At 59.5% G+C, this 20,852-nt stretch carries 11 protein-coding genes; 9 read left to right on the top strand and 2 right to left on the bottom strand.

Annotation, left to right across the window (positions count from 1 at the left end):
* Positions 1-1,019 precede the first annotated feature (1,019 nt).
* Genes NMA52_RS04635 through NMA52_RS04625 form a run of 3 tightly spaced genes read left to right on the top strand, consistent with a single transcriptional unit; the run spans position 1,020 to position 3,741 of the window.
* Positions 1,020-1,997: a TRAP transporter substrate-binding protein gene (locus NMA52_RS04635; RefSeq protein WP_254826477.1), complete on the top strand. Its 978-nt coding sequence runs from the start codon at positions 1,020-1,022 to the stop codon at positions 1,995-1,997.
* Entirely contained in the window at positions 1,994-2,470 is a 477-nt protein-coding gene (locus NMA52_RS04630; RefSeq protein WP_254826476.1) for a TRAP transporter small permease, read from the top strand. The genes NMA52_RS04635 and NMA52_RS04630 overlap by 4 nt, the downstream gene beginning before the upstream one ends.
* Positions 2,467-3,741 (top strand): TRAP transporter large permease, encoded by a 1,275-nt coding sequence (locus NMA52_RS04625; protein WP_254826475.1) that lies wholly within the window; start codon positions 2,467-2,469, stop codon positions 3,739-3,741. Before NMA52_RS04630 ends, NMA52_RS04625 begins: the two co-directional genes overlap by 4 nt.
* 113 nt (positions 3,742-3,854) lie before the next feature.
* Here NMA52_RS04625 and NMA52_RS04620 read toward each other — a convergent pair whose 3' ends face one another.
* Together NMA52_RS04620 and NMA52_RS04615 are read right to left on the bottom strand one after the other, a co-directional pair.
* Positions 3,855-5,078: a hypothetical protein gene (locus tag NMA52_RS04620; RefSeq protein WP_254826474.1), complete on the bottom strand. Its 1,224-nt coding sequence runs from the start codon at positions 5,076-5,078 to the stop codon at positions 3,855-3,857.
* 35 nt (positions 5,079-5,113) lie between these two features.
* Entirely contained in the window at positions 5,114-7,891 is a 2,778-nt protein-coding gene (locus tag NMA52_RS04615) for an ATP-binding protein (protein ID WP_254826473.1), read from the bottom strand.
* A 191-nt stretch (positions 7,892-8,082) separates the two neighbouring features.
* On the opposite strand from NMA52_RS04615, the gene NMA52_RS04610 reads away from it, so the two are divergent.
* The 6 genes from NMA52_RS04610 (at position 8,083) to NMA52_RS04585 (ending at position 20,829) form a co-directional block, all read left to right on the top strand.
* Positions 8,083-8,916 carry a DUF1080 domain-containing protein gene (locus tag NMA52_RS04610; protein WP_254826472.1) on the top strand — a complete coding sequence of 278 codons (834 nt, stop codon included), beginning with the start codon at positions 8,083-8,085 and terminating at the stop codon, positions 8,914-8,916.
* A 45-nt stretch (positions 8,917-8,961) separates the two neighbouring features.
* Positions 8,962-10,437 (top strand): M14 family zinc carboxypeptidase, encoded by a 1,476-nt coding sequence (locus tag NMA52_RS04605; RefSeq protein WP_254826471.1) that lies wholly within the window; start codon positions 8,962-8,964, stop codon positions 10,435-10,437.
* 534 nt (positions 10,438-10,971) lie between these two features.
* Entirely contained in the window at positions 10,972-14,157 is a 3,186-nt protein-coding gene (locus NMA52_RS04600; protein ID WP_254826470.1) for a TonB-dependent receptor, read from the top strand.
* Between the two features lie 20 nt (positions 14,158-14,177).
* Positions 14,178-16,070: a RagB/SusD family nutrient uptake outer membrane protein gene (locus NMA52_RS04595; protein WP_254826469.1), complete on the top strand. Its 1,893-nt coding sequence runs from the start codon at positions 14,178-14,180 to the stop codon at positions 16,068-16,070.
* Between the two features lie 90 nt (positions 16,071-16,160).
* Positions 16,161-19,478 carry a VCBS repeat-containing protein gene (locus tag NMA52_RS04590; protein ID WP_254826468.1) on the top strand — a complete coding sequence of 1,106 codons (3,318 nt, stop codon included), beginning with the start codon at positions 16,161-16,163 and terminating at the stop codon, positions 19,476-19,478.
* Positions 19,465-20,829 carry a vanadium-dependent haloperoxidase gene (locus NMA52_RS04585; RefSeq protein ID WP_254826467.1) on the top strand — a complete coding sequence of 455 codons (1,365 nt, stop codon included), beginning with the start codon at positions 19,465-19,467 and terminating at the stop codon, positions 20,827-20,829. The genes NMA52_RS04590 and NMA52_RS04585 overlap by 14 nt, the downstream gene beginning before the upstream one ends.
* Positions 20,830-20,852: the final 23 nt, after the last annotated feature.

Raw genomic sequence — 20,852 nt, 5'->3', positions numbered from 1 at the left:
ACGACTGGCGCAATAAGTTGTCGAGCGGGAGCCATCGGCAGGTAGTGAAGCACGTCTAGGACCGGCTGCACTACTTGCCGGTGGGCTACTCAGTGCAGCCGACCGGGGGGGACATAGTTTGACTGAGATATACATCTACTACTTATAGGCCGACCTGTCGGCCAGCGCCTATACTGGGGCAACCCTGTAATATGTTTTGAGGAAAGATTTAACAAGCGCACAGATGCCGGTGAACTCGCTAACTGTCGATTAGCTCCTGAAAGCGATCACTGCATTGCAAGAATCCGGTTCAGCGAACGGAAGGGTAGGGGGCGGCTTCGTGCAATGTCGGACTTCTGGGATCTCGTAAGGATGGACTTTTTAGATGTCATCGGCAACGTAGTCCGGACTGTAAGTACGGGGGGAATAAATTTGGGGGAGATGACGACTACGGCGATAATCACTAAGCGGAACCGTTCCATTAAGACTACTTAACATAATATAAATTATAGGCTAACTACATGTTTTGATTTTCAACCATCTTTGATCCCGCGCAGTCAATTGCAACCATTGGAAGCATTCCTACAGTCGACTATGGTTATTTCATCCCTTTCAGGAATTTGGGTGAAGTTTCAATATAGTCAAGGCTCATTTGATGAGGTCGCAATCACATAGTCTGGAAGGAATCTTTTGACCCCCTAATATGCACCACACGTCAACATCCCAGCACACCGAAAATAATCCGGAATCGTCTTACCCGTTTGTTTCTACAATTCTACCCTGCTCTGTATTAGTTAGGTAACATCGTCATTCTTTATTGCCAATTAAAGAAAATTTTGAATGAGTAAATATTGCTCACTCTAGGCGCTTTAGCTTCCAAATCGTCACATGTGGCAATTTGGCAGAGTCTTCAAAGGGTTGATCAGGCAAGCCCCCCAATGAATCATTGCTCACATGTGCACCCAAAGGTAACTTGACCATGTCCACCGCCGGATCCCAGCAACGCTTAGTACTTTACCACCACAAGCGACCGCCACGTCATGCGATTATCAGTCCATTTACTAATGCTGCTTACCCTGACCGGGCTGTTGTCCTGTAGCTCCCCCACCCGACCCGAATTCTTACTCCGTGCCAGTCTGCTGGTCGCCGAAGACCACACGTGGTTCCGCGCCTTCCAACACTTTGGAGAACTGCTTGACGAACGCTCGGAAGGACGCATCCAACTGCAAACCTATCCCTCCGAACAGCTGGCCAAGGAGATCGAGGCCATCCGCATGATCCAGGCGGGGGTGATCGACATGACCACCACCAGCGCGCTGCTCAGCAACTGGACGGAGATCATGACCTTCTGCGAAATGCCCTTCCTCATGGACAGTATGGAAGAGGTGGATGCGATGCTCACCGGGCCCGTAGGCGAACGCATTCGCGCCGAAATGGTCACCAAGACCGGTCTGCGGCCCGTCGGCTACTTTCAGGCCGGCCCCCGTCACTTGACATCCAACCGACCCGTGCGCCACCCGGACGATCTCCAGGGCCTGGTCATCCGTATCCCCAGCGTACCGGCCTTCGTCACGGCCTGGGACGCGCTCGGAGCGAAAACTACTCCCATCGCTTTTTCCGAAGTGTTCACCTCCCTACAGCAGGGCGTGATCAATGCACAAGAGAACCCCCTACCGCTGACCAAAATGCTCGCCCTGTACGAAGTGCAGGAATACGTCAACCTGACCAGCCACGTCTTCGGCTGGACCTACCCCGTCATCGGAGAAAAGCAGTTCAACCGCATGCCGGCCGATCTGCAGGAGATCTTCCTCGACTGCGCGCGGGAAATGCAGGCCTTCGAGCGCCGGCTCTTCCTGGAAAACGACGCCAAAACCCGCGCCGCCCTCGAAGCCAGCGGAATGACTTTCGTCGAGGTCGACCGGGAAGCCTTCAAGAAGAAGCACGGCAACGCGATCTACCATACGCTATCCCCCGACATGCAGGCAGTGTATCGCTCCCTAAAGGACACCGTACAATGAGTCGCTTCGTAAAAGTTGTCGGGCTGGGCCTGAAGTACGGGACCTTCCTCAGTACGTCGGGCTTCGTGCTGGTCATTCTGATCCAGATTTTCGCGCGCCTGTTCCTGGCTACCGCCCCGTCGTGGACGGAGGAAGCCGCCCGCGTCTTTTTTGTGATCGCCATCGGCTGCTCGGCGGGCCTGGCGCTGCGGAGCGGCGAGTACGTCAACTTCGATTTCTTTTACCACCGTATGTCACCGGTCTGGCAGCGGCGGGTAGGCTTTGCGATCGATCTGTTCACGGTCGTACTTTTCGCCCTATTCACCTACTACGCCGTCGGGTTCACGGTCATGGGTTGGGCGGAACGCTCCCCCAGCCTGAAGTTACCGATGGCCTTCCCGTTCGCGGGGATGCTCCTTCTGGGCGCATCGGTACTGACGTACGCGGTGCACCGCCTCCGCCGCCACTTCACGACTAAATCACCCGGCGAATGATCGGACTGCTGCTCGTCACCTTCGCCGTCTGCATCTTGCTGCGCTTCCCCATCGCGTTTTCCTTGGGGCTGTCCTGCCTCGTCTTTCTGGTGGTGGATGGAACGCCACTGATCGTCATGCCGATGAAGATGTACTCGGGCATCGACGTATTCGTGCTGCTAAGCATTCCCGGCTTCATCATGGCCGGCAACCTGATGAACCACGGCGGACTGACGGAAAAGATTATCGCCTTCTGCAACCACCTGGTCGGGCACATTCGGGGTGGACTGGCGCTGGCCAACATCGCTTCCTCCATGCTCTTCGCCGGTATTTCCGGTACGGCCATTTCCGATACCGCCAGCATCGGATCGGTCATGATCCCGGCCATGAAGAAGGAAGGTTACGATGCCGATTTCGCCTGCGCGGTGACTGCTTCTTCATCCACGGTGGGGCCGATCATCCCACCGAGCGTATCGATGATCATCGCCGCTACACTGACGGGCCTATCCGTGGGGAAGCTTTTCCTGGCGGGCGCCATTCCGGGTTTTCTGCTCGGGCTCAGTTTGCTGGGCTACACCTACTACATCTCGCGGAAGCGGCAATACCCGAAGCACCCACGCAGCAGCCTCCGTCAGATCGGCCGCGGCTTCATTGACACCTTCTGGGCACTGTTGATGACCGTGATCATCCTCTACGGCATCATCGGTGGTCTGTTCACCCCTACGGAAGCTTCGATCGTTGCCGTCCTTTACGCCCTGGTCATCGGTCTGTTCGTGTACCGCAAATTGACCCCGCGGCGGGCAATGGTAGTCTGCCTCGACTCTATGAAAACCTCCGCGGCGTTGATGGTCCTCATTGGATTTGCTAACCTGTTCGGCTACATCCTCATCACCGAGCAACTCCCGCAGATCGTCTCCGCGCAAATCCTCGGCTTCTCCGACAACCGCTACGTCGTACTGCTGCTGATCAACCTGCTGCTGATCTTCGTCGGCACCTTCATGGAGACGATCGCCGCCCTGCTCATCCTCTTTCCCATTTTGCTGAAAGTAGCTCTGGCGGTCGGCGTAGACCCCATACACTTTTCCGTCATCGCACTGCTCAACCTGATGATCGGGCTCACTACCCCACCCCTCGGGGTCTGTTTGTTCGTGGCGGCCGGCATCGGTAAAGTGTCAATCGGAGCGGTAAGCCGGGCGGGGTTTCCGTTCTTATTGGTGAGCCTGTCAGTACTGGCCTTGGTGACGCTGATTCCGGAACTGTCACTCTTCCTGCCGGACTTATTTATGGAGTGATGGGCTGTTTCATCCGGGCGGAGGTCGCCGCTTTCCAACAATTCTCCCCGGGGCAAATCCGTCCGTAACTTGACGATTACACGCCCCGGCGGGGGAACGACTAACTGGTGGTCCTAACGAAAAACGGCATAAGCGATCTCCGCCGTCCAGGCGCGGTAGAACGTCAGCGTGGAGCCGATGCCGGGGGTGACGTTCCGCTTCAGTTGCCGCGACAGGTGTAGGCCCAGAGGTCTGTTCAGCTCTACCCCCACCCCCAGCACCGCGCCGGCGTTCGGAGAGGCCTTGATGATGGTACTACCGAATCGCTGCTGGGACGAAACTATGTTGGCCTCCAGCGGAAAGTCGATCAAACCGGCCGCGCTAGCGAAGAATCGAATACGATCACCTCCCGAATAGGTACGCAACCCGAGTAGTGTACCCACGGAAGTATAGCTGAAGTCCCGTTCCGTATTGTATACCATGCCGTTGCTGCTGCTGCGGCGAACGTACGCCTGGGCGTGCACGGCCAGCATATCGCGGGTGTAGGGCACGGTCATTTCAGCTTCCAGGGCAAATCGTGGGGACACGGCACCGTTCAGCGGCCACGTTGGGCCGTCGTTGATCAGCACCTCGACGTCCGCGGACTCCGCGCCGGCGAGGATCTTCACCACGATTTTGCGCTTGTCCGTCCGGTAGAACACCGGAAGCTCGCCTGAACACATATTGTAGGACGCTACAAAGTCAGTGAGTTCCTTTTCCCGAAAACGTGGAACACCCAACTGATCATCATCGCCGCCCACACACCGGTAGGGATGTAACTGCGCGATGTAGCGACTGTCGGTCTTCACCCGCTGCCCGAATGTATAGCGCCGGTAGATGAGTTGCCGGGGCGTATCCTCCTCGCCGTGCCGCACGAAGTAGGCTTCCGCCGCCCCGTCACTCCAGTAAAACAACTGAAGCGGACCGTCGACGAGGTGTTCGAGCAGGAGACTACGGTCCCGGAATACGGGCGCGTTGCCCGAGACCGTCTCCCCTATCCCCTTCGTACTGATATCCAGGGCTACGCGAAATTTCGTGTACCGCTTGACGGCCGTTCCGATGCCGAACTCCGCTATCCCGGCGGTGTCCAGGACGCGGACGGTCCCGTCCACCCCCTTTACCCGAACTTGCCGCGGCGTACTTTTTCCGTCCGGAATCTCGATGTCGAGGGCGGTCCGCCGTCCATTCGTACCGATCACGTATCCGGATTGATACCGTTGCTGGGCGCTCAGGTCACTCATACACAGCACACACAGGAGGCTGATGAACAGATAAGAATGACGGCGAAGGGTAGTTTCTGTCAGGGTAAAGGTGGTCAATGCGAAGGGGGTATAGGTGGGGTGAGTAAGTAAGACTAGCGGGCTTTTTCAAAACTGCCCGGCGTGACGCCATATTTTTCTTTAAATAACTTTACGAAGTAGGTGCTGCTGCTGAAACCCGTCTCCAGCGCGATCTCGGCTACCGTATACTCCCCTCTCCGGAGCAGTTCGGCGGCCCGCTGCAGGCGAACCGACTGCATGAATTGATTCGTCGACTGCCCGAGCAAACCCCGCAGCTTGCGATTAAGACTGGTACTGCTCATCCCGATCTCCCGCGCGAAATCGGCTACCCGGAAGGTTTCGTCCGACATATGTTCCTCCACGACGGCCGTAGCGCGCGCCAGGAACTCCGCATCTACCGGACTACTGGTTACCTCCTCGGGCCTGAGCTCGATGGCGGCCGCGTATCGCTGACGGAGCAACTGGCGGCCGTCGATGAGGTTCTTCGCCCGCACCATCAGTTCCTGATGACTGAAGGGTTTGGTGAGGTAGTCGTCCGCCCCGTACTCCAACCCTTCGATACGGGCTTCGAAGGAAGCCCGCGCGGTGAGTAAAATGATGGGTATGTGGCTGGTTTCCACCCGGGACTTCAGGGTACGGCACAGTTCAAAACCATCCTTCACGGGCATCATAACGTCGGAAATGATGAGATCCGGCTGGGTTTTGACCGCTCGTTCAATACCGTCCGCTCCGTTGACCGCCTGGGTTACGCGATATGAAGTTTCCAGCATCATCTGCAGTAAGCTGCGCAGTTCCGCGTTGTCCTCTACGATCAGCACCCGGGGAAGTCCGGTGCCCGCATCCGAAGTCTCACCTTCCACGGTGTTTCCGGTCTCCACCGCGCCGTTGGCGGCTTCGGCCAGGGGACGTTCCGCCGCGACGTCGACCGGCACCGCCGTCGCAAGCGGTAGGTACATCGAAAAAGTGGATCCCCGGCCGTACTCGCTCTCTACGGTAACCCGTCCCCCGTGCAAACGTGCCGTTTCGCGGACCAGGGAGAGGCCGATTCCACTGCCTTCTACTTCCGTAAACCGACTGGCTTCGCCCTGGTAGAAGCGGTTAAACACCCCATCGAGCATTTCCTTCGGTATACCGACCCCGGTATCCGCTACGGCAATGACCGCCTCCCCCTCCGTCAGCCGCAGAGACACGGTCACCCGACCACCCCGCCCCGTGAATTTGAGCGCATTGGAGAGCAGGTTATTTACGGCCTCCTCCACGCGTTGTTGGTCTACGGTGAGCAGCAACTGCCGGACCTCACCGACGTAGCTAAGGGCGATCTCCTTCTGGCCGGCCAGGTGGGCGAAGGAGTCGGTTGCCTCTTCCAGCAAACGCGGTAGATCCACGAGCTGAACGTTCACCGCCCCTTCCGTGGCCTCAAGGCGTGACAGCTCGAGGATCCGGTTGACGAGGCGAAGCTGACGTTTCGCGTTGCGGTAGGCCACCTGCAGCAGCTTTCGTTCCTGGGAGGATTCGGGAAACTGCTTCAGGAGTTGCTCCACCGGCCCCATGATCAGCGTCAGCGGCGTACGAAACTCATGAGAAATGTTGGCGAAGAACTTTGACTTCAGCTCGCTCTGTTCCGTTAGCGTTTTCGCCCGCTGCCGGATGTCCTCCACCTTCGTATACAGTCCGAAGAATAGTAGAATAGAAAACCCGAGCGTGCCGATCTCGAAACCAATCTGGGACCACGCATAGTAGCGGTTAAATACGATTAGCTGTACGACGTAAATGACCCCGGGAATCAGCAGCATCGCCGTACCGATCAGCAGTCGGATCGCGGAATTAGAACCCCGCCGGGCGAGCAAAAATACGGGGGCGGAGATGACGACGATCCAGGTCAGGGTGGCGGCATTCGCCACCAAGGCCGCGGTGGCTACGTGAATGTCGCTGAAGTTGAACAAAAACTGAGCCAGTACGGCGATCCCCGCGACTCCGAGCAGGAAATTGGTATAGCGGGGCCAGTACCTGCGCAGATCGGTGTAGGCGATCAGGAAGAAGGTCAGGGAGATGATCAAACCCGCAATGGAGAACTGTATAATGCCATAGCCACTTCCGACCGGACTGCCGAAGCCGATCAGCGCCGTGATCTGATTCTCATCGGCGAAATAGAAAGCAAAACAGAGCGTCAGCAGTGAAAACCACAAAAAGGCCCGCTCCCGGAACAAGCGATAAGTCAGCACCCCCAGCGCCGCGATGCCGAGCATCAGTCCGATATAGACGGAATGCCACGCCACCATGACGATGTGACGGTTGACCGCCGGTCGCTCCATGACCAGCCGGGCGGAGGCGATGCTCCCGGAATTCCAGGAATAGGGTTCGTAAAGTCGGGCGTAAAGCGTCACCTGCTCCTCCCCGCCGATGCCCAGGGAAAACACGTTTGGCGCGAAGGTCAGGTAGGGTCGGTCTTCCCACTCCCCGCGGGTCCAGCGTTTGACCGACGTGATCCGGTCGCCCACGACCCGGTAAAACGCGATGCTGTCCGCCGGCCGGTGAAACTGCACCAGCACGTTAGTGGGGTCGGAGGCCTGGTTATGTACCGACAGTCTGACCCAGCAATAGTAGTTGGTCAGCTCGATCGGAACGGAATCGTTGCGCCATGGTGAGGAAGTTGACCGACGGTCAAGTACATCGGTAATCGACAAAGTTCCGGAGGTGTCCACCAGCCAATCCGTGCGGAGTCGGACGGCGTCTACGCTGTCCAGCGGTAAAACCAGTGGACCGGTGCCCGCGGCGGCCTGTCCGACCAGCGAGGCGGTAGTCCCCCACAACAGCAGCAAACAAATTACCGACCTTAGCGGAATACCGTACATTCAGTAGATTCTCAAGCGGAGGGGGGATAATTTACGGCTAACCCACGGAAAGCATTTGCTCCGGCCGGCCACTCCCGTAGTGAAAAGATCCGGACGGGCGCTTATACTTGCAACGTAGTAAATTTTTACCCGGTGCCGTGCCGGCATATTTAACGCATTGCTCCCGCGCCCCCGCCCAAAATATCGTTTTCATGCGTGAACTTGTTTCCTCCCTCGGTATCGTGCTCCTGCTGACGGGCTGTACGACCGGCCGCCAGTCCACCGAAGACTGGATTTCCCTCTTCAACGGGGAGGACCTTACGGGCTGGGACATTAAAATTGCCGGCCGCCCCCTCAACGAGAATTTCCGCAACACTTTCCGCGTGGAGGACAACATGATCCGCATCAGTTACGACGATTACGAAAACTTCGACGAAGCCTACGGTCACCTGTACTACCGCCAGCCGTACTCCCACTACAAACTTCGCTTCGAGTACCGCTTTACCGGCGACCAGACCCCGGGCGGAGCCGAATGGAACGTGCGCAACAGCGGGGTTATGCTGCACAGCCAGAGTGCCGCCAGCAATGCTTACGGCCAGACCTTTCCCGTGTCGGTCGAGCTGCAACTGCTCGGTGGTCTCGGCGACGGTCCGCGCACTACCGGAAACGTATGTACCCCGGGCACCGCCGTCGTGATGGGTGATACGATCGACTACCGCCACTGCATCAACTCGACGTCGGCTACCTACGACGGCGACCGTTGGGTAAGTGCCGAGGCCATCGTACTCGGCGGGGAGGCCATGCACTTCCTCATTGAGGGCGACACCGTACTCAGCTTCACCCAGCCGCAGATCGGGGGTGGGTTTACCAGCCGTCGCGGGGGGCAACAAAACTGGGAACAGGCCGGCTTCGGCGAAGCCTGGCGGGAGTGGGTATCGCGGGAAGGAGAGATCCTTACGGGCGGTTACATCGCGCTGCAGGCGGAGAGCCACCCCATCGACTTTCGCAACATCGAACTGCTGGACCTCGGCAAACGGGGCCGCTAAGGGCAGGCGGGAACGCGGGAGCCACGTAAATACCTAGACCAATCCATGAACTACACCTCCTCTTTCCTACGAACACTTACGGTGTGGCCGTTGCTGATCCTGACCCTCGCCTGCGGGGCGCAGACGCCGCCGACGCCGTCTACTCCGGCCGCTGATTTTCCTACGGCCGCCGTGCGCGCGTCCCTGGACCGGTACCGGGAACCGACAATCACTACCCGCCGCTTCAAGCAACCGGATCTGCGGCCACTCATCAACGCGCTACCCGCGGAATTCCACGTCGATACGGCCGGCCGGTCGGTAGAGGACCGTCCGCTCTGGCGCGTACGGTGGGGAGAGGGCCCGACCACGGTACTGCTTTGGTCGCAGATGCACGGCGACGAGCCGACGGCAACGGCGGCCCTCTTCGATCTCTTCAACTGGTTGCGGGGGTCGGGGGACGGACTGGACGACCTCCGCCGGACGATCGCCGAACGACTGGAACTGACCTTCCTACCTATGCTGAACCCCGACGGCGCGGCGCGCTTCGACCGGCGCAACGCCCTCGGCATCGACCTGAACCGGGACGCCCTGCACCTGACAAGTCCGGAAGCCCGGTTGCTGAAGGGAGAACGCGACCGCCTCGACGCGGACTGGGGCTTCAATCTCCACGATCAGGGCATCTACTATTCCGCCGGCTTCCCGGCCGAGAAGGGATGCGTCCTCTCCATTCTGGCGCCCGCCTTCGACTGGGAAAAGACCATGAGCGACCGGCGCGAGGACGCGGCCCAGGTGATCGCGCTGATGAACGACCACTGGCAGGTGGACGTGCCCGCGCAGGTGGGCCGGTACAACGACGACTTCGAACCGCGGGCCTTTGGGGACAACCTGCAGAAATGGGGGACACGCACGATTCTGATCGAATCCGGGGGATTCCCCGGCGACCCGGAAAAACAGGAGATCCGACGGCTGAATCTGCTGGGGTTGATCGCCGGACTCCACGGCATTGCTACCGGACGGTACGAATCCTTCCCCGTCGAACGCTACTGGGAGATTCCGGAGAACCAGTCGAACGGCATGCACGAACTGATCCTGGAGAACGTGGCCGTAGAGCGTAAGGAGGGGACTTTCGTCATGGACGTTGGCTTCCGGCAGTCAGAACGAACGACTGGCCCCGCCAACCGGGAGTACACCACGAGTGCCTACGTCAGTGACCTGGGTGACCTCCACACGTTCGGGGGATTTTACCGCTTAGACCTGATGGGCAAACGCGTAGCGGCCGGCAAAGTATATCCGGGCACGCTGACGGCTAATCAACTGTCTCGATTGGACCCACGGGAGCTGTACGCTCAGGGATACACGGCCGTGCGCACCACCACTCCCCTACCCGACCACCCGCTTGCCGGGCGGCTGCGACTGTTGCCGGAGAACGGGCGATTGGGCGGGGCAATATCCTTCGGCGCGACCGTCGACTTACTGGTATTCGACGAGAACGACCAACTGGAAATGGTCATCGCGAATGGACGGGTAAATCATATCGATTGAGTAGGCTGCCAAATCAACAAATAACACTACTGTAGTAAGGTGTGTAGGGTTCTACTTTAAGTGCATTCTTAGGGTTGCTAACAATTAAATGTTACAAAAAAAGAAAATGCTGGATGAGTAATGAAGATTCCGTTTCCTCGTCGACTGACATCCTGTCACTCGCGAAGCCGGTAAGCAATAAATTATATCTACAACCTCCAAGCGATAAGAATTGCTGTGTACAAACAGCAGTTGTGGGAAGATCAACAAAAATTTTGCGGTGATAGCACTAATTGTGCTTTAAGTAAGTGTATATTGCACACTTACTGAGTTGATACCCCCCATTTCGGGAGAATGGTGGGGGAGTTTATAAAATTCTTTTTGTTAATTTGCTGTACTGAAGATTTGCAGACCACGGATTTGGTGCCACTGCTGTTGCTCTCCCCCGAGCCCCCCACCTACCAAGTGAGACTTAACGAAAAATGCTGCGCGGTCGCCGGTCCGGATACGACTGTTCGCCGCGCTTAAAGTTCGATCATTCAACACTCCTAGGTTATGAAGCAATCCTACTATTTCATTCGCGGCGCGCTAGCGTCCGCGATCCTTCTCCTGTCGTTAGCGGTCAGCGCACAGACCCGTACCATTACCGGTACGCTGACGGACGAGGGCAGCGGAGATCCGCTCATCGGCGCCAGTATCCTCGTGAAGGGTACCACCCGGGGTACGGTTACGGACTTTGACGGCAACTACTCCATCGAAGCCGCCGCCGACGAAACCCTGGTCATTTCATACACCGGCTATGCTACCCGCGAGGTTGCGGTTGGCGAGAACGATAACATTTCCCTCGCACTGGCCAGCGGAGAACTTCTGGACGAGGTCGTCGTGGTGGCCTACGGTAAGCAGAAGAAAGCGACCGTTACGGGAGCCGTTGTTGCCCTGGAGGGGGGATCCCTCGAACGGTCACCGTCCGTAAACCTGGGGGCCTCGCTCGCCGGCCGTCTGCCGGGGGTCGTGGTCATTCAGCCCAGCGGCGAGCCCGGCGCGGATGACGCCCGCATCAACATTCGTGGGCAGAACACCCTCGGCAACAGCAGTCCCCTGATCGTAATCGACGGTGTTCCCGACCGTGAGGGTGGCCTCGCCCGCCTCAATCCCCAGGACATCGAGTCCATTTCGGTTCTGAAGGATGCTTCCGCGGCCATCTACGGAGCGCGTGCGGCGAACGGTGCTATTCTGGTGACCACCAAACGGGGTACCACGGGCAAACCCACCATCTCCTATGACTTCAATCAGGGATGGGCACAGCCGACCACCGTACCCCAAATGGCCAACGCCGTGGAGTACGCCACGATCATGAATGAATTGCCGATCTACCAGAGCATCCCCGTCGACGAATGGGGCGCCGCCTGGGAAGCGATCCAGACCACGGGCACCTACGATTCCCCCACCGACGGCGTCGGCACGCTGAACGCCAACTACAGTCCCGAAGCCGTACGACTGCACGGTGAAGGCAGCGACCCCTGGGGCTACCCCGATACCGACTGGTTCGGCGATGCCTTCCAGAACTGGGCGCCGCAGGGACGACATAACCTCCAGGTCAACGGAGGAACGGAGAACCTGCGCTACCTCGCCTCCCTGGGCTACACCACTCAGGACGCTTTCTACAAAAACACGGCCACCAAGTACAAGCAGTATAACTTCCGCATCAACCTCGACGCGGACGTCAGCGACTACATCACCACGAGCCTCGGTATGATGGTACGCCGCGAGGATCGTCGCTACCCCACGGAGAGTGCCGGTTCCATTTTCCGGATGCTCATGCGCGGCCGCCCCACCGAACCCGAAGTCTGGCCGAACGGTCTGCCCGGTCCGGACATCGAGAACGGACAGAACCCCTACGTCATTACGACCAACGCCACGGGTTACGAAGACAACCCCACCGACTACATTCAGACCAACGGTTCGATCAACCTGACCAACCCCTGGGTGGAAGGACTGGCCCTGAACCTCTCCGCCGCCGTCGACCACAGCAACGAGAGCAGAAAGCGGTGGCAGACCCCCTGGAAACTTTACTACTGGGACCGCGTCAGCTACGAAGCGGACGGCGTAACCCCCCTCCTGGAGGGCGCCACCCGGTCCAACTTCACGGACCCCCGGCTGCAGCAGGGCAACGAAACCACCCTCAACACTAACCTCTCCGCCCGCCTGAACTACGACACGGAAATTGCGGGAGGGCACAGCCTCGGACTGATGGCCGGCGTAACCCGGGAAACCTTCGAGGGGGAAGACTACTTCGCCTACCGCAGAAACTACATCTCCAGTGCCGTCGACCAACTCTTCGCGGGCGGGTCGCTGAACCAGAACACGGGCGGCTCCGGCTACAACCGCGCCCGCCTGGGATACTACGGTCGTGCCCAGTATGACTTCCAGGACAAGTACCTCGTGGAATTCATCTTCCGTTACGACGGTTCGTACATCTTCCCCGAGCAGGACCGCTTCGGCTTCTTTCCCGGCATCCTGGCCGGCTGGAACCTTACGAACGAAGACTTCTTCAACGTACCCGGCATCGACTTCCTGAAGCTGCGCGCGAGCTACGGCCAGATGGGTAACGACCAGGTATTCTTCAATAACGAGCTCCAGGAGTACGCCTTCCTCTCTACCTACGGCTTCGGCAACTACCCCATTAACAGCGTGGTCGTAACCACGCTGCGGGAGCAACTGCTGGCCAACCCCAGCTTCACCTGGGAACGAGCCAATAACCTGAACTTCGGAGTGGACGCCGTCCTCTTCGGAAACCGGGTCGACATGACCCTGGAGTACTTCAAGAACGTGCGGACCCAGATCCTGATCCAGAAGACGGGCTCCACCCCGTCCTCTTCCGGCATCAACAGCCTGCTGCCCCCGGTCAACGCCGGTGAAGTAGAGAACAAGGGCTTCGAATTCAATCTCGGCTACAACAGCAACGCCGGTAACGCCTTCAAGTACCGCTTCGGCATCAACGGAGGCTACGCCAAGAACAAAGTGATCTTCATGGATGAGATCCCCGGCGCTCCGGAGTACCAGCTGCAGGAAGGAAAGCCCATCGGCGCCTACCTCGTCTACGAATCGGATGGGGTATTCCTCAACCAGCAGGAGATCGACAACACCGAGCTCGACTACAGTGCCGTAACGGGGCAACTACTCCCCGGTGACATGAAGTTCAAGGACATCAACGGCGACGGCGTCATCGACGGCGACGACCGGGTACGGATCGAGGACAACGGAACCCCGACCTTCAACTTCGGGGCCAACCTGTCGGCCAGCTACCGGGGCTTTGACCTCTCCGTACTCTTCCAGGGCGCTACCGGATCTTCCCTGCGCGTGCAGACGGAATCCGGTGACATCGGCAACTACCTCAAGTACCACTACGACAACCGCTGGAGCATCGATAACCCCAGCAGTACCGATCCCCGTTTGGCCAGCCGCGGCGACACTTACTACACGGGCGGCAACTACGGCAACAACACCTACTGGTTGTTCAGCAAGAACTACGTCCGCCTGAAGAACGCCGAACTCGGCTACACCCTGCCCGGAAACCTGGTCGACCGACTGCCTCTCCGCGGCGTGCGCGCTTACGTAAACGGCTACAACCTGATCACCTTCGACAGCCTCGACTTCTTTGACCCCGAAGCCACCAACAGCTCGGGCGTCTACTACCCCCAGACCCGCGTGATCAACGTAGGCTTCAATATTACCCTTTAATCATGCAACCACAACCGATCATGAATACCATAAAAAACGCCGGTTACCGGCTGTTGTCGACGGTTGGGATCCTTGCCGTCCTGCTGATCTCAGCGTGCGATACCGACTTCCTCAACACCGAACCGCTCGATAGCATCTCCAGCGAAGCCACCTGGGCCGACGGACCGCTGTCCGAAGCCTTCATCTACAACGTCTACTCCTTCCTGGGCTACGGCGGCTTCGAGGAGCAGATGCTGGCCTCCATCACCGACGAAGCCATGTTCACTCACGCCGGACGGAACATCAATACCTTCACCGAAGGCACCGAGTCCCCGGCCAACACCGGCTGGATGAGCCCGACCTACCGGTGGGACGTGATGTACCTGGCCATTCGCCAGGCCAATATCGCGCTGCAGGAATTGCCGAATAGCACCTTCGAGGACGACGAGCTGCGCGAGCGACTGATGGGGGAAGCCCACTTCCTGCGGGCGTACTACTACCACCAGCTGGCGCGCTTTTACGGCGGCGTTCCGCTGATCAAAACCCCCTACGGCCTCGACGAGGATTACACCATCGCCCGCTCAAGCTGGGAAGAAACGGTGAACTTCATCGTTGAGGACCTGGATAAGGCAGCCACCATGCTGGAAGGAAAGCCCGAAACCCCGGGCCGTACCTCCCGCCTGGCCGCTCTGGCCCTCAAGTCCCGCATACTGCTCTACGCCGCCAGCGACATGCACGATGCCGCGTCCTTCTCCGCGAAGTCCGCTACCATCGCCGGCTACAGCGACATTAACCTGCTGGCCTACACCGGAGGTGACCGCACGGCGCGCTGGACCGCCGCCCGCAATGCCGCCAAGGCCGCCCTGGATGAGGGCACGGGCTACAAGATGGGCCTTGCCGAACCGGTACCCGCCGAACAGGGGATGCAGAACTACGTTTCCCTGTCCATGGGTGGCGGAAGCTCCGTAGGCGACGCCGCCGCCGCGGTCGAGCTCATTCTGCAGCGTACCGCGACGCCCCTCTACACCCAGGAAAGCAACTGGCCCCTCGGCCCCATTCACTTCGGCATCAACAACGGCCCCAACGGTTACCACAACTGGGCCGGTAACACGCCCATCCAGCAGTTGGTCGACGATTACGAAATGATGGACGGCTCGAGCTTCGACTGGAACGACGAGGACATGGCCTCCGCGCCCTTCGAGAACCGCGACCCGCGCTTCTACGCCACGGTGATGTACGACGGTGCCGGCTGGAAGCCCCGGCCCGCGGACGTGGTAGGCATCGAGCCCTACAACGAAATTCAGACCGGTTACTACGACGACGGTAACGGCGGCACCATTAACGGCGTCGATACGCGGGAATCCCCGGTAGAAAACTGGAACGGAAGCCGTACCCACTACTACGTCCGTAAGTTCATCGATCCGGACCCGGCGCTGAAGGACAACCAGTCCAACGCCCAGGTCGTGCCCTGGCCCTTTATCCGCTACACGGAAGTCGTACTGAACTACGTGGAGGCCAGCCTGGAACTGGGTGAGGAGGAAGAGGCCCGCAACTGGCTGAACCAGATTCGCTACCGCGTGGGCATGCCCGCCATCACCGAATCCGGCAGTGAGCTGATGGAGCGCTACCGCAACGAACGACGCATCGAAATGGCCTACGAGGAGCATCGCTACCACGACGCCCGGCGCTGGCTGATCGCCGCGGAAACGCAGGGAGACGTGGTCCAGGTGATCAATATCCGGGCCGACCTTCGTCCGGGCAAGCAACCGCATGTTCCCTATAAGTACGACCCCACGGTGTACGAGTACACCTACGAAGTGGCGGAGAACACCGAGAACGAAAACCGGCGGTGGGACGATAAAATGTACTTCCGCGCCATCACGCGCGACGAGGTCAGTCGCAACCCCCTTCTGGTACAGAACCCGGGATTCTAACCTGCGTCCAGCCCAACGAAAATCCGTTCCCGGTCCGACCGGGAACGGATTTTCTTTTTCCCCCCTTTTGCGGTTGATTACATTTGCTTTATGCGCTTTTCGCCTTCTTTACCACTTTTGCTCGCCCTGATCCTCTTGCTGCATCTCGGCTGCCGGTCAGAAGAGGAGACGGAAGAGTACGGCCCTGCCCCGCGCTTCGCGTTGCTCTCTTCCGCCGATACGGGCCTGGAGTTCGTCAACCAGCTCACCGAAGGCCCTAACACCAACATCCTGGTGTACGAATACTTCTACAACGGGGGGGGCGTGGCGACGGCAGACTTTAACGGGGACGATCTGCCGGACCTCTACTTCACCTCCAATATGGGAGACAACCGACTCTACCTGAACGAGGGCAACCTTCGGTTTCGGGACGTAACGGAGATGACCGGGGCGGGCGGTCGACCGGGCCCCTGGAAGACGGGAGTCGCGATTGCGGACGTGAATGCGGACGGCCTACCCGACATCTACCTGTCCTACTCCGGTATGCTCCCGGAGGATAAGCGACGCAACCAACTCTTAATCCACCAGGGCCTGACTACGGACGGTAGCCCCCACTTCCGCGAGGCGGCGGCGGAGTACGGGCTCGATCTTCCCGCATTTACCAACCAGGCCTACTTCTTCGACTACGACGCGGACGGTGATCTCGACGCCCTCCTGCTGAACCACAACCCGAAATCGTTGCCGATCCTGAACGTGGAGAAAACCCGGCAACTGTTGGCCGAACCCGATCCGTTACGGGGTTTGCGCCTGTACCGAAACGATGGTGGGAAATTTCACGATGTCACGGAGGCCGCCGGCATCAACGGATCCGCGCTGAGCTACGGCCTCGGTCTCGCCCTCAGCGACGTGAACGGCGACGGACTCACCGACTTCTACGTTTCCAACGATTACGAAGTGCCCGACTACCTCTACCTGAACAACGGCGACGGCACCTTCACCGATCGCCTCGGGGAACAACTGGGGCACACCAGTCACTTTTCGATGGGCAGCGACGTGGCGGACGTCAATAACGACGGACTGCCCGATATTTTCACCCTCGATATGCTTCCCGCGGGTAACCGGCGACGCAAGTTGCTCATGTCCGACGACAACCGCTCGCGTCACGATCTCAACCTCGCCAGTGGATTCCACCACCAGAATATGCGGAACATGCTCCAGCTCAACCGGGGAGACGGCAGCTTCGCGGAGATCGGGCAGCTGGCCGGGGTAGCCACCACCGACTGGAGCTGGTCGGCGCTCCTCACCGATCTGGACAACGATGGCTGGAAGGACCTCCACGTCACCAACGGCTACGTGCGCGACTACACCAACCAGGATTTTATCAAGTACATGGACGATTTCGTGGCCAAGAAGGGTCGTATGCAGCGGAGCGACGTACTGGAGTTGCTCAAGGAAATGCCGGCTTCGGAAGTCAGCAACCACGTTTTCCGGAACACCGGCTCGGGGACTTTCGGGGAGGTCACCCGGGATTGGGGATTGGAGCGTCCGTCGAACAGCACCGGGGCAGTCACCGTGGACCTGGACAATGATGGTGATCTGGACCTGGTCGTCAACAATATTAACCAGCCCGTCTTTCTGTACCGCAACGACACCGACGCGGGCGACAGCAGTCACTACCTGCAACTTAAGCTCCGAGGTTCGGCGCTCAACCCATACGCCATTGGCGCTCACGTACGCCTGGTCACGGACTCCCTGGCTCAGACTCAGGAGCTCTTTCCCAACCGGGGTTACCTCTCTTCCGGGCCGACGACTCTGCATTTCGGCTTGGGGGCGGGTACGCGGGTCCAACGTCTTACCGTGAAATGGCCAAACGGTCCGGTACAAACCTTCGAGGATCTGGCGGTCGATACCCTACTGACCCTTCGTCAACCGGAGTCGGATGCGGCACCCACCACTCCCCCCAACCGTTCGCGGGAGAACACCCTGTACGCCTCCGCAGACCCTCCCCTGGCGTGGACGGACCGGGAGCCGGTCTTCCGCGACTTCGACCGACAAGCGCTGCTTCCCCGGAGCCTATCGGCCACTGGCCCCGTGATGGCCACCGGTTATTTCAACGGCGACGGTAGATTGGACGTCATCATGGGCGGAGGAAACGGGCAGGCCAGCGCGGTCTTTCTGCAAGACTCCGGGGGAGGATTTACGCGGACCGGAACCTTCGCGGGCAGTGAACGGGCCGTTACCGCACTGGGTGTCCACGACTTCAACGGCGATGGTCGACCGGACCTGTACGTCGCCGCCGGGGGGTACCACGACCTCGTTGCCGATAGCCCCGCCCTGACGGACGGCATCTACCTGAACGACGGTAATGGCAACTTCACGCTCGCTCCGGATCGCTTACCGGACCTGCGGGTCAGTACCGGTGCCGTAGCCATTCACGAAGCAAACGGAAGTACGGAAATTTTCGTGGGCGGTCGACTGGTCCCCGGCGCGTATCCCCGCTCTCCCGTCTCCTATATGCTCCGCGCCGATGCCCGGGGCACCTTCAGCGTCGCAGAGGAAATGTCCGACCTGGGAATGGTCACCGATGCTGCCTGGTACGACCTCGGGGGGGACGGCACGGAAGAACTGATCGTGGTAGGTGAATGGATGCCGGTCCGGGTATTCGCCCGGGAGGGAGCAGAACTTGTGGATCGCACCGAGCGATATTTTACCGGCCCCACTACCGGCTGGTGGAATGTGCTCCGGATAGCGGACGTGACGGGCGACGGTCGGCCGGATATGATCGTCGGCAATGAAGGAGATAACAATCTGTACGGCGTCACCCCGGGAACGCCCGCCTCAGTACTCGCGGCGGACGTAAACCGGGACGGAAGCGTAGACCCCCTTCTTTTCCACTATACCGAAGGCCGCAATCATCCCGATGCTACCCGGGACGAGCTTCTCGGTCAGCTATCCGGTCTGCGGAGCACCTACACGTCCTACGCGAGCTACGCGGACGCCGACCGGGATGCCCTCGCTCCGCACCTGGGAGACGACCTGCCCTGGTTACGGGCCGAAACCCTCGCCACCACCTTGTTTGTGCAGCAGCCGGATGGTATCTTTCGTACGTCCCCCCTGCCCCGGGAAGCCCAGTTCGCTCCGGTGCACACCATTACCGTTGTGGATGCGGACCGCAACGACGTGCCTGATCTATTGCTGTGCGGGAACGAATTGCGGGCAAGGCTCCGTTCCGGTCCCGCCGACGCGAATGCCGGGACCTTACTGCTTGGCCAGGGCGACGGTCGCTTTACGTACGTGCCGCAGACAAGGTCCGGGTTCTCGTTGCGGGGAGGGGTACGCAGCGTAGCGGTCGTTGATGACTGGCTGCTTTTTGGGATCACCGGGGAAGCCGTAGTTGGATATAAGAGAAGCGTGCATGCAGAGAAATAGCGTAAGTACTAAGGTCAGTTCGTTGCTCCCGCGCGCCGCCGCCCTGCTGTTACTGGGGATGCTGGTGCTGACGTGCGGTAAAGAGACATCTTACACGGAAACCGATATGGCCACGGCGTGGGCGAAGATGAGCCTACGCGTAACCAAGGGAACCCCCGGAAATTCGCCGACGTATGCCTCCCGCTGCTTTGGCTACCTCGGGGTAACGATGTACGAATCCATCGTGAACGGATACCCGGATCGCCGGTCTCTGGCGGGGCAGCTGAGCGGACTTAGCCATCTTCCCGGACCCGAAGCGGGAGCCGACTACGCCTGGCCACTTGCCCTGAACGCCGGCCAGGCCGCCATACTGCGGTCCTTGTACAACCATACCTCCGATGCCAATAAGGCCAGTATCGATAGTCTGGAAGCCGAGATCGAGGGATACGTGCGGGCGACGGTCGATGACGGTACCGCCGAACGTTCCATTGCCTACGGACGGCAGGTGGCATCGATGATCTTTGAGTGGTCGAAGAGCGACGGTGGCCACCGGGCCTACCTGCGTAACTTTAACAAGGAGATGGTGCATCCGGACCGTCCGGGTGGGTGGAAGCCCCCGCTGTACGCCCAGTCGTTCAGTCATCATCCGCTCCACCCGGAGTGGGGAACGAACCGCCCGTTCCTGCCGGCCAACTACCGGATGGAACCGCCGACGTGCATCCCCTACGACACCGTGCCGGGCTCGCCGTATCACGAACAGTTCATGGAAGTGTACCGTACGGACCGGCAACTCACCCAGGCCCAGAAGGAAGCCGCCCTGTGGTGGGGGGATGACCCGGACGAAACCTTCACTCCCCCCGGACATTCGTACTATCTGGCGACCCTCCTGCTCGAGCAGAAGCACCTGCCCCTCATCGACTGCGCGGAAACCTACGCCCGGACGGGGATGGCGGTAGCCGATGCCTTCATCAACTGTTGGAAGTGGAAGTTTTCCTTCTTCACCGAGCGGCCCAATACTTTCATCCCGCAGTTCATCGATCCGGAGTGGGAGTCTTTCTGGCCCGATCCGCCGTTTCCGGCCTTCCCCTCCGGCCACGCCATTCAGGCCGCCGCGGCGGCCACCGTACTGGCTGACCTGCACGGCGACGAGCACGTCATCGTCGATCGTGCCCACGAGGGCCGGCGGCGCGACGAGGTGCGGGAGGTCGATTTCGTCATTCGGAAGTTTTCCCGGCTCAGCGACATCGCCACCGAAACCGCCGACAGCCGGCTATACGGTGGTATCCATACGCCCCAGGATAACGACGCCGGACTAGAACGGGGAACCGAGATCGGACGGAACGTAAATGCGCTGCAGTGGACAAAGGGTTGAGGCGGCTGATGATTCTGGCCATG

It is taken from the genome of Lewinella sp. JB7 (assembly GCF_024297185.1).
GTDB lineage: Bacteria > Bacteroidota > Bacteroidia > Chitinophagales > Saprospiraceae > Neolewinella.
The sequence above is the reverse complement of the archived record's forward strand: the minus strand, read 5'-3'. Positions and strand labels throughout refer to the sequence as shown.